This is a genomic window from Algibacter pectinivorans, from assembly GCF_900112595.1.
Lineage (GTDB): Bacteria > Bacteroidota > Bacteroidia > Flavobacteriales > Flavobacteriaceae > Algibacter_B > Algibacter_B pectinivorans.
This window is the reverse complement of sequence record NZ_FOMI01000007.1, coordinates 1-9240: the sequence shown is the minus strand read 5'-3', so window position 1 is coordinate 9240 and position 9240 is coordinate 1. Positions and strand designations below refer to the sequence as shown.

The window sequence follows — 9240 nt, the reverse complement described above, 5'->3', positions numbered from 1 at the left end:
TTGGAGTTAGATTTGAATTTTTTTTACTGACACCTAACGTTTATGTATAAGAATAGTTGCGGGTTTGTATGCGAGGATTTTCCGAAGGAAAATCAGACGTTACAAACACGCAACGACTTTTGATTAAGCACTAAACCGCAATTATTTTTATACGGTGTTAGGCAACGTTTTTATTTTTCCATCATTAGTTTTAATTCCTCAATCGTTGGTTCTTTTCCGTTCAATTTTCTATGCAGCATTGAGTGACAATTCGGACAAACTGGGATTAAGTCTTTTTTATAATCGATTTTATAATTTTTTCCAATTTCGTTAATTGGAACTATATGATGAATGTGAATAAAGTCTTCTCCAATTTCTCCATATACTTTTTTAAAATTCAGATTACAGACTTTACAGTTCAGTCCGTGATAATTTACTGCGTTTTCTCGTGCTTTTGAACTTCGTTCGTATTTATTTACAATTACTGTTTTTTTTGCTCCTTCGTATTCTGTTTCGCTTTCCTTTAAAGTTTCCGGAAAAAAGTCAGTTTGATAATTATCTGTAAAATAAGTGTCAATGTATTTTTGTAAAGTTTCGTTCTTAATTTTCATTGGACCTTGAGGTGCGGCTTTAAGTCCATTTTCTTTAAGATTCACAAGTTTCATTCGATTGTTAGAAATCTGCTCAATTAGTCTTAAAGTCATAAATTTTCCATCTAAAGATTTTAAATACTCTTCTTGGTCAATCCAATATTCCTTGTCGTCTCTAATTTGCGAAGAATCTAAATCAATTTTGTCAACTATGCACTTATATTGCAACATCATTAAAGGTCGAGTACAATAAATATAAACTGTATCTCCAACTTCAAATTTAGTTTTTCCTTGTCGCCAATCTATTGAACCATAATGTTCAAACGAACTAGAGTGGTCGTACATTTTGGAATTTGCTGAAATTATCCAATTCATCTATTATTCTCGGTTTTGGTCAAATGTTGCCTAACGGTCTAGTATAAGAATAGTAGCGGATTTTCACGTACTAACTTTTCGGTTAAACAAAGACCTTTTTTATATTTACTTGCTTTGGTTTTAGCGATTAAACCGCTATTATTTTTATACATTGTTGTGCATAGTGCTTTGCGTTCTGCTTGGTTTTCAGCTTTTTAATTCAGTTCAAGTGTGCGCGTTTGCAGAGCCATACTCTTTTACAGTTTTGGTGGTGAGTTGGCTGATGCGACTGTAAATGTGTATGGCTCGTAGCGTTGGCGTTTCCAAAATCAATTGTTCAAGTTTGCACCAAATCTTTTGCCGCTATAAAAGTCAATCAATCCCATTTCATTTTCTGTAATCTTACAGCGTTCAAAATTGCCAATAATGCCACTCCAACATCGGCAAAAACCGCTTCCCACATTGTTGCCAAACCACCTGCTCCCAAAATCAGAACAATTACTTTAACTCCAAATGCCAAACCTATATTTTGCCAAACTATTTTTCGTGTGGAACGACCTATTTGTATCGCTCTGACCACTTTTGATGGTTGGTCAGTTTGGATAATCACATCTGCGGTTTCAATCGCTACGTCACTACCTAAACCGCCCATTGCAATTCCTACATCACTTGCAGCTAAAACTGGTGCGTCATTAATTCCATCGCCAATAAAAGCAATTTTATTCTGTTGATTCTGTTTTAATAGTTCTACTTCATTCAGTTTATCTTCGGGCAATAATCCGCCTTTTGCTTGTTTGATATTTAATTCGGTAGCTACTTTTTGTGTGATAGAATCTTTATCGCCAGAGAGCATCATAATCTTTCCAATTCCAACTTTGTGTAATTCAGTAATGGTTTCTTTTGCATCTTCTTTTAGTTCGTCTGCTATTACTACATAACCTGCAAATTCGTTATCGATTGCTACCAAAACAATGGATTCCACAATGCTTTCAGTTTCTTGCGGAACGACAATCTTGTTTGCCGTCATTAAGGCTTTATTACCAACTAAAACGGCTTTTCCATTTACAATTCCTTTTAAGCCTTTTCCAGCAATTTCTGAAACTTCGGTAGCTTCAAAATCTGCTCCGTCTGCTTTGTATTCTAAAATTGCTTTGGCTATGGGATGTGTGGATTGTTCTTCCATCGCCATCAAGTATTTCATAAATTCAGTTTCTTCCCAACCAATAGCTTTAACTTCTTTTATTTTGAAAACGCCTTTTGTAACCGTTCCGGTTTTATCCATAACCAACGTATTTATTTTGGTCATTGCATCGAGAAACGAAGCACCTTTAAATAAAATTCCGTTTTTTGAAGCTGCTCCCAATCCGCCAAAGTAGCCTAACGGAATTGAAATTACCAACGCACAAGGACACGAAATCACGAGAAAAATCAAGGCACGATATAACCAATCTCTAAATATATAATCATCCACAAAAAAGTAAGGCAAAAAGGTAACTCCAATTGCTAAAAACACAACGATTGGCGTATAGATTCTTGCAAATTTTCTAATAAATAATTCGGTTTTTGATTTACGAGCTGTCGCATTTTGAACCATATCCAAAATTCGAGCAATAGAACTGTCCTTAAATTCTTTTGTGGTTTCAATTTCAATCACACCATCAAGATTGATACTTCCCGCAAATACTTTTTCGTCTTTTGTAATGGTGGCTGGTTTGCTTTCGCCAGTCAAAGCTGCCGTGTTGAATGCTCCTTTTTCTGAAAGTAAAATACCATCCAAAGGTACTTTTTCTCCCACACGGACTTGTATTTTCTCGCCTATTTCAACGGTTTCAGGGTCAACGGTAACGTAATCGTTGTTCCGATAGACCAAAGCTTCATTTGGTCTAACATCGAGCAAGGCTTTAATATTGGACTTCGCTCTGTTTACAGCTGCATTCTGAAATAATTCGCCTACTGCATAGAATAACATAACCGCAACGCCTTCGGGATATTCGCCAATAATAAATGCACCAATGGTAGCAATGGACATTAAGAAAAACTCGGTAAAAACATCGCCACGAACCAAATTTTTCCAGCCTTCCTTTATTACAGGAAATCCTACGGGAATGTATGCTATCGTGTACCAAACTACTCGAACCCAACTTTGAAATTGTGGAATTGCATCAAAATAATCTATGCCAATTCCTACGATGAGCATAACAAAACTTATTAGCGCAGGAATATATGTTTTAAAAGCACTTCCATCGCCGTGGTCGTGGTCGTGACCATCATCGTGGGAATGTTCGCCTTGATGTTCTTTTGGCTTTAAATCTCCTAAATTTATTTTCTTTTTTCTCATCTATTTAATAATTCTTTAATATCTATTGGTAAAGGCATTCGTTTTAATGGTGGAACATTCGCGCCACCAGTATTGCCAAGAGGTACGTGATTGATAAAGGATTTCCAACCACCAACAATTAACCTAATAATTTGCCCAAATATTTCGTTAGCATTTTTTTGCCTAAAGCCAAATTTAAGCATTAACCAATGTGAATACGTATGTTCTATTGGATACGATTGGCCTATAATGTGGCTTCGTTCCAAATGATACCAAGCGTTACCATAATCTGTATATTTTAGGTAGAGTTGATATCGTTTTAATTCTATATTATGCGCTTTTTTTAAATGCTCTGGCATTCTTGTATTTAAAGTCATATCACTTAATTTTTTTATAAAAGTAGACTGAAAATCAATGCAATGGAAGTGCATTCATTGCCCACTACATTTATCGCAAATCCCTTTTACCACCAGATTAACATTTTCTGAAACAAAACCATCAGGCACTTTTATTTGTGGAATTTTATGTTCTGTCAGGCATACCGTTTCGCCACAATTGTTACAATGAAAATGTAAATGCAAGTCGGTTTCAATTTCACAATTACAGCCTTTTTCGCAAAGCGCATATTTTGTTATTCCTGTACCATCGTCTATTTGATGGACGATTCCTTTATCTTCAAATGTTTTAACCGTTCTATATAAGGTTGTTCTATCTGCTTTCGCGAAAGCGTTCTCAATATCACTTAAGGTAACAGTAACTTCTTTTTCTGCAAGAAACTTATAAACCAGTAATCGCATTGCCGTAACGCGAATATCTTTTGACTCTAAAAATTGTTCTATCGTTTTCATAATTAATCGTGGTCTTCGTTTCCAAATGGTTTGATTATCAATCCTACACTAAATATCAAACCATCGGTAGGTGCGTAGATTTCAGGAAATTCAGGATTGTCGTGTGGTGGCAAAACTAAAGGCGAAAACCTGCTTTGTCGTCTATCGGTAAAATTTTCAAAGTTTACGAAAGCACTAAAATGTTTAAAATTTCGCATTAAGAGTAATCCCATCGTTACAAAATCTGTAGTTTCCGTTCCGTTTGATAAAAATTGTTTTCCCGTGTAAAAGGTTTCATAACCTATGCGCCATTTGTCCGATTCGTACATCAACACACTTCCTGCATTGTGTTTTGCAGTCAATGGTTTTTGTGGATTACCTGCCAGATAATTAAGTTTTGTATCGATAAAAGCATAGTTTAAAAACCATCTAAAATCTTTGTACGTAAATTTGATGTTAGTTTCTGCGCCTTTGCTCAAAATTTCATCGGTTGCATTTTCAAATTGAAATAATCCGTTGTCTGTTGAATTTAAGAGCAATGCATCATTTATAGCAGTTACATAGAAAAGTTGGTTGATGGAAAAGCCGAAGGTGTCAAATAATCGTGTTTTGTAATTGAAATCAAGATTTAATCCGTACGAACGCTCTGCATCAATTACATCTTTATCAATGCCCAGAACATTTTCAAAATTTATAAATTCTGCCTCTTCGGTAAAAATGTCTGGAATTTTGTAACCCAAGCCACCACCAATTCTGCTCGAAAATCCATCATCATTTTTATAAAGCAAAGAAATTCGTGGAAGTGGAAAGAAACCATAATCGGTATTGTAATCTGCTCGTAAGCCAGTTTCTAAAATCCAATTATCAGAAAAATCGTAAATATTATTTATAAATGCGCCATACGTTAAATCGCTTTGGTCACGCTGTAATGGTGCGCTGTCATTTTCATCAAAATCTGAAGAATATAGGTTTGCTCCAAAAATCCAATCGGTTTTTTCGGATGTTTTTTGATAGGAAATTTCAGAAAACGTATTTATTTGCTTTCCTTTAAATCTGAAATCGGGAATCGTCAAATCTCTATCGAAAAATGAAACACTATTTTTAATGTTGAGCGAACTAACCGAATCCAATTGCGTTGTATAAACCGCTTGACTGCTCAATCTTTTTGAAATGTTTTCTTCGGTGTATTGATGGATGCCATTTTCGCCTTTTTCAATTTTTGTGATGTCGCCACCTATTCTGTCGTCATACGTTCCATTTAAACCGAACCAAAATGTGGTTTTTTCCGATGGATAATAAAATAACTTTGGGTTGAAAGAAATTGAAGTAGTTTTAGGTAAATTACTGAAACCATCATCTTCTGGGTCATATGCTTTTTGATAATGACCAGAACCGTAAAGTGAAACTCCAAATTTCTCATTTCGCTTGCTGTAAAATACATTTGCGGTACTTCCTAATGCTTGCGTTTGCGTAAGCATAATATCCAAAGCTGGTTCATCGTCAGGCGTTTTGGAAACCATATTTACCAAACCTGCAATTGCGCCACCACCATATAATGTGGAAGAACTTCCTTTGATGATTTCAAACTGTTGCAAGTCCAATGGCGGAATTTGCAAAATACTCAAACCGCTTGAAAAGCCACCGTACAAAGGAAATCCGTCTCTCAAAAGTTGAGTATATCTTCCATCAAGTCCTTGAATTCTGATGTTGGTATTTGCACTGCTCAAAGATGTTTGTTGCATTTGTATTCCCGTACTTTCTCGCAATACCATTGAAATATTGGTTGGGTTCATTATAGCCTTTTCGCCCAATTCTTCTGCTCCGATATATTCTATTCTTGTTGGTATCTTTCTTACAGTTCTTGTACTTCTTGAAGATTGTAAGACGACTTCGTCAAGTTCGTTTCCGCCAGATTCGAGTTTAAACTCAAATACCTCTTTTGAACCTACATCGATTGTAGTTTCGAAGGTTTCAAAACCGATGTATGAGATTTTCAGAACTTGATTGCCGTTTGGGATTTCTGTAAACGTAGCGATACCCTCAAAATCGGTTATAGCTCCTTTTTCCAATTCCTCAAAATAGACTGTTGCTCCTAACAATGGCTCATTTTCAGTTTGGGTTACTACTTTTATTTGTAGGTCTGATGTTTGCGCTTTTAAGTAAAAGCACGATAATAGTATGAGCAACGCGCTCAAAAGATTTTTATTCATTTTGAATGTGAAATTTGATTAACTAAAATGTTGACTTTCGGTCGGTGTTTAGCTAATCAACTGTGGCGGTTGCCAGATATTGGAATTGAAATCGAAACGGTAGTTCGATTGATAGGTAGAAAAATCTATCGTAGAAATTTTGATATTCAGCTTTAAATCAATCGTTTGGAAGGGTTCGTAAGTGATTGTCATTCCACAACAATTGCAGATGCAGGTAATCGGGCACGAATCGTCACTATCTTCTTGATGATTGTGGTTTGCACTTATTTCGTCTTTGTGGTGGTCTTCCGAATTATTTCCGTCAGAGCAAGGTGTTATTGACAAAACAAGAATTAGTAATGATAATATGATAGTAAAATACTTCATCGGCACAAAGATAAAAAATATTCAATGCAATGTTGTTGCAAAGTCTTTGTCGTTAGGTTTTTGGTTCGGTGTTGTAGCGTTGGCAAGAAACAGCTCTTTTATTTTTTTGAGCGTTGGCATTTCGCGTTGGCAAAAAAATGAATGTGCTGTTTGCGCGTTGGCTTTTTTAGTTCAAATGTTGATGTTTAGCACGATTTGTATTATACTGATATAGGTTGACCATTTTTTGATTCATTTTTCGTTCTTTTAAATGGTCAGAAGTTCTAAATTCTGTTGATCTTTTTTGTAGGAACGATATGCTACATTTTGGTTCATATGAACGAAAGCTGGTGTTTTTAACTTTAAGCTGAAATGTGTTCTTTCGTTATTGTAAATGCTCACAGCTTGTTTTATGATCTTCTTAGCTAAGGTAACATTTTTTATAGTTTGTTTAAGTCCGTATTCATATTTTAATGTTCTATTGATACGTTCGGCAATTGGGTTCTCTTAAGGATCGTACTGCTGTGTCATTGAGAGTGCGATGTTGTTTCGTTCAGCAAACTCGGTATATGCTGGATTACAGTATTGAATTCCTCTATCCGAATGATGAATGAGTTTTTCATTAGGATATTTTCGATTTTTAATGGCCATAGCCAGGGCTTCTATACAAAGTGATGTCTTCATATGGGAAGCTAATTTATAACCCATAATCTTTTTAGAATAAGCGTCTGTGACCAATGCCAGATAACAATGTTTCTTTTCTGTTTTGATATAGGTGATGTCGCTTACCCAAAGCTGTTCGGGTCGGGTAGGGGCCTTGTCTTTTACTAGATTGTTGTATTTATAAAACTGATGTTTAGAATTGGTTGTTATAAAATATCGTTTGGTCTTAGGAACTAGTAAGTTGTAATGCCTTAAGAGCTTGTAAAACTTATCTCTTCCCATTTTTATTCCATGTCTATCCATATTGGATTTAAGTTCGTGGTAGAGCTTTATTCCCCCAGTTCTTTGACCTACTTTTATTCGGTAGTTTTTAATCATTTGAACTACGATTTGGTCATTATTTTCTTTGATCCGTTGAGACTTCAAGCGCTTGTAGAAGGCTTGTTTACTGATCCCAAAACATTGAATCAACCATTTTCTTTTAAACGGTCTTGTTTCTTTTTTTCGATCTCGTCTGCTAATGTTTTGGGCAATGACTTTTTTGACATGTCAACTCCAGTAATAAGTTCCATATCAGCGATGATGTCTTGCTGGAAGTCTTTTACGAATTCAAGTTCTTCGATTCGTTCTTTGAGTTTTTTGATTTGGTCTTTCTTGCTCATACCGCGTTTCTTTTGTTCTAAAGTACTGTATTTTTTTAACCAGTACTCAATAGAAGATCTAGAGATTTGATATTTCTCTGATGCATGGTTTACGGATATCTGTCCGTTTTGAACTTGATCAATGATCAAGAGCTTTAGATCGAAACTTACTTTTTTGTAGGAAGTTTTTCGGCAGGGTTGTTTGTTGTCTTTCATTAGGTATAGTGCTAAAAGGTTTAATTTTTAGTCAACCTATTTCAGGAAAGTACAATTTTTTTTGCATTATGCACAACGTGTTTGGCTATGGTTTCGTTGCGTGAAAATCCGCGAGGATTTTCCGCCGTAAACGGAAGATAGCAAATTTGCGAGGATTTTCGACAGAAAATCAGAAGCAATGAACTATAGCCGTTGTTGTGGTTAGTATTTATTTTGTTTTATAATAATCTAAACGTTCACAATCCATACAAAATCTATCTTTAAGTAATATTCCAGTTCCAAAACCAGAAGAGTGTAAAGTCATTCCGAAGTTTTTAATATGAATTACTCCCTTAATATACTCATTTGAAGAATTTCGGATTTTTAATTTTTCCGATACAATTAGTTCCTTGTTTTTAAATAAAAAACAACTGTCATTTTTTATTTTTATCAAATTTACATCTGCGTATTTATCATTATGAATTGGTTTTAAACGATATGTTCCGCTAAATTCAGAAACAATTTGGTTGTAATTTTTCAAATTCGAAATCGTTTGGATTCTATCCCAAATATAGATGTCGAAAATCTCATTTTCTCCTAAAAGATTTTTGTATTCAGGAATCAGAGTTGAGTCAGAGTCAGTTTGGGTTTCCTGTTCCAATAACTTTGTGAAATTCATTCCAATATTATTTTCTGTTTTAGAAACTAATTCAGTCAGCGAATCATTTTCTTTTTTTAGAATTTCTTTTTCGGTAGTTAGTTTTTCTTCATTATGGTTACAAGAAGAAACTATAATTATGAATAGAAGTAGGGAAGTTTTTTTCATAGTTCGAGTTTTCTATATTAACCACAACGGTTTCGTATAATGATAGTGCGGAGTTTGTGTGCGGCGATTTTCCGAAGGAAAATCAGAAGCAAGCAAACAAGCACAGGCTTATAAATTTCGTACTAAAATACGCATTATTTTTATACAATGTTAGGTGGCGGTTTTGTATTTGTAACAGAATTCTTGCTCTTTTTTATTCGCAACCGTGGCTTCTCTTTTTACGCGCAAAGATTGGTTCTTTTTTTATTGAGTCGGGCGCTGGTCAGCTGTTTTTTATGTCATCCGTTTGTTGT

General features: G+C 35.0%; 10 protein-coding genes. All 10 read right to left on the bottom strand.

Annotated elements, in window-relative coordinates:
- Nucleotides 1–170: 170 nt before the first annotated feature.
- Nucleotides 171–944, bottom strand: a complete 774-nt coding sequence (locus tag BMY96_RS10955; RefSeq protein WP_092852094.1) for an HNH endonuclease — start codon at nucleotides 942–944, stop codon at nucleotides 171–173.
- Between the two features lie 355 nt (nucleotides 945–1299).
- Nucleotides 1300–3261 (bottom strand): heavy metal translocating P-type ATPase, encoded by a 1962-nt coding sequence (locus BMY96_RS10950; RefSeq protein WP_092852092.1) that lies wholly within the window; start codon nucleotides 3259–3261, stop codon nucleotides 1300–1302.
- Entirely contained in the window at nucleotides 3258–3617 is a 360-nt protein-coding gene (locus BMY96_RS10945; protein ID WP_092852462.1) for a DUF3703 domain-containing protein, read from the bottom strand. Before BMY96_RS10945 ends, BMY96_RS10950 begins: the two co-directional genes overlap by 4 nt.
- A 54-nt stretch (nucleotides 3618–3671) precedes the next feature.
- Nucleotides 3672–4088 carry a Fur family transcriptional regulator gene (locus BMY96_RS10940; protein ID WP_092852090.1) on the bottom strand — a complete coding sequence of 139 codons (417 nt, stop codon included), beginning with the start codon at nucleotides 4086–4088 and terminating at the stop codon, nucleotides 3672–3674.
- 2 nt (nucleotides 4089–4090) lie between these two features.
- Complete coding sequence (locus tag BMY96_RS10935) at nucleotides 4091–6277, bottom strand: TonB-dependent receptor (protein WP_092852088.1); 2187 nt, start codon at nucleotides 6275–6277, stop codon at nucleotides 4091–4093.
- 48 nt (nucleotides 6278–6325) lie between these two features.
- The gene (locus tag BMY96_RS16225) at nucleotides 6326–6643 is read right to left on the bottom strand and encodes a DUF6660 family protein (protein WP_092852086.1); all 318 of its coding nucleotides are present in this window, start codon (nucleotides 6641–6643) and stop codon (nucleotides 6326–6328) included.
- A gap of 246 nt (nucleotides 6644–6889) precedes the next feature.
- Nucleotides 6890–7120 carry an integrase core domain-containing protein gene (locus BMY96_RS16230; protein ID WP_092852084.1) on the bottom strand — a complete coding sequence of 77 codons (231 nt, stop codon included), beginning with the start codon at nucleotides 7118–7120 and terminating at the stop codon, nucleotides 6890–6892.
- Between the two features lie 9 nt (nucleotides 7121–7129).
- Nucleotides 7130–7756 (bottom strand): IS3 family transposase, encoded by a 627-nt coding sequence (locus BMY96_RS10920; RefSeq protein WP_092852082.1) that lies wholly within the window; start codon nucleotides 7754–7756, stop codon nucleotides 7130–7132.
- Nucleotides 7753–8142 carry a helix-turn-helix domain-containing protein gene (locus BMY96_RS10915; protein WP_092852080.1) on the bottom strand — a complete coding sequence of 130 codons (390 nt, stop codon included), beginning with the start codon at nucleotides 8140–8142 and terminating at the stop codon, nucleotides 7753–7755. Before BMY96_RS10915 ends, BMY96_RS10920 begins: the two co-directional genes overlap by 4 nt.
- Before the next feature lie 208 nt (nucleotides 8143–8350).
- Nucleotides 8351–8947 carry a hypothetical protein gene (locus tag BMY96_RS10910; RefSeq protein WP_092852078.1) on the bottom strand — a complete coding sequence of 199 codons (597 nt, stop codon included), beginning with the start codon at nucleotides 8945–8947 and terminating at the stop codon, nucleotides 8351–8353.
- Nucleotides 8948–9240: the final 293 nt, after the last annotated feature.

Coding starts and splice junctions, on each gene's coding strand:
- BMY96_RS10955 (WP_092852094.1), bottom strand. CDS start 944: ATGAATTGGATAATTTCAGCAAATTCCAAAATGTACGACCACTCTAGT.
- BMY96_RS10945 (WP_092852462.1), bottom strand. CDS start 3,617: ATGACTTTAAATACAAGAATGCCAGAGCATTTAAAAAAAGCGCATAAT.
- BMY96_RS10935 (WP_092852088.1), bottom strand. CDS start 6,277: ATGAATAAAAATCTTTTGAGCGCGTTGCTCATACTATTATCGTGCTTT.
- BMY96_RS16225 (WP_092852086.1), bottom strand. CDS start 6,643: ATGAAGTATTTTACTATCATATTATCATTACTAATTCTTGTTTTGTCA.
- BMY96_RS10915 (WP_092852080.1), bottom strand. CDS start 8,142: ATGAAAGACAACAAACAACCCTGCCGAAAAACTTCCTACAAAAAAGTA.
- BMY96_RS10950 (WP_092852092.1), bottom strand. CDS start 3,261: ATGAGAAAAAAGAAAATAAATTTAGGAGATTTAAAGCCAAAAGAACAT.
- BMY96_RS10910 (WP_092852078.1), bottom strand. CDS start 8,947: ATGAAAAAAACTTCCCTACTTCTATTCATAATTATAGTTTCTTCTTGT.
- BMY96_RS10940 (WP_092852090.1), bottom strand. CDS start 4,088: ATGAAAACGATAGAACAATTTTTAGAGTCAAAAGATATTCGCGTTACG.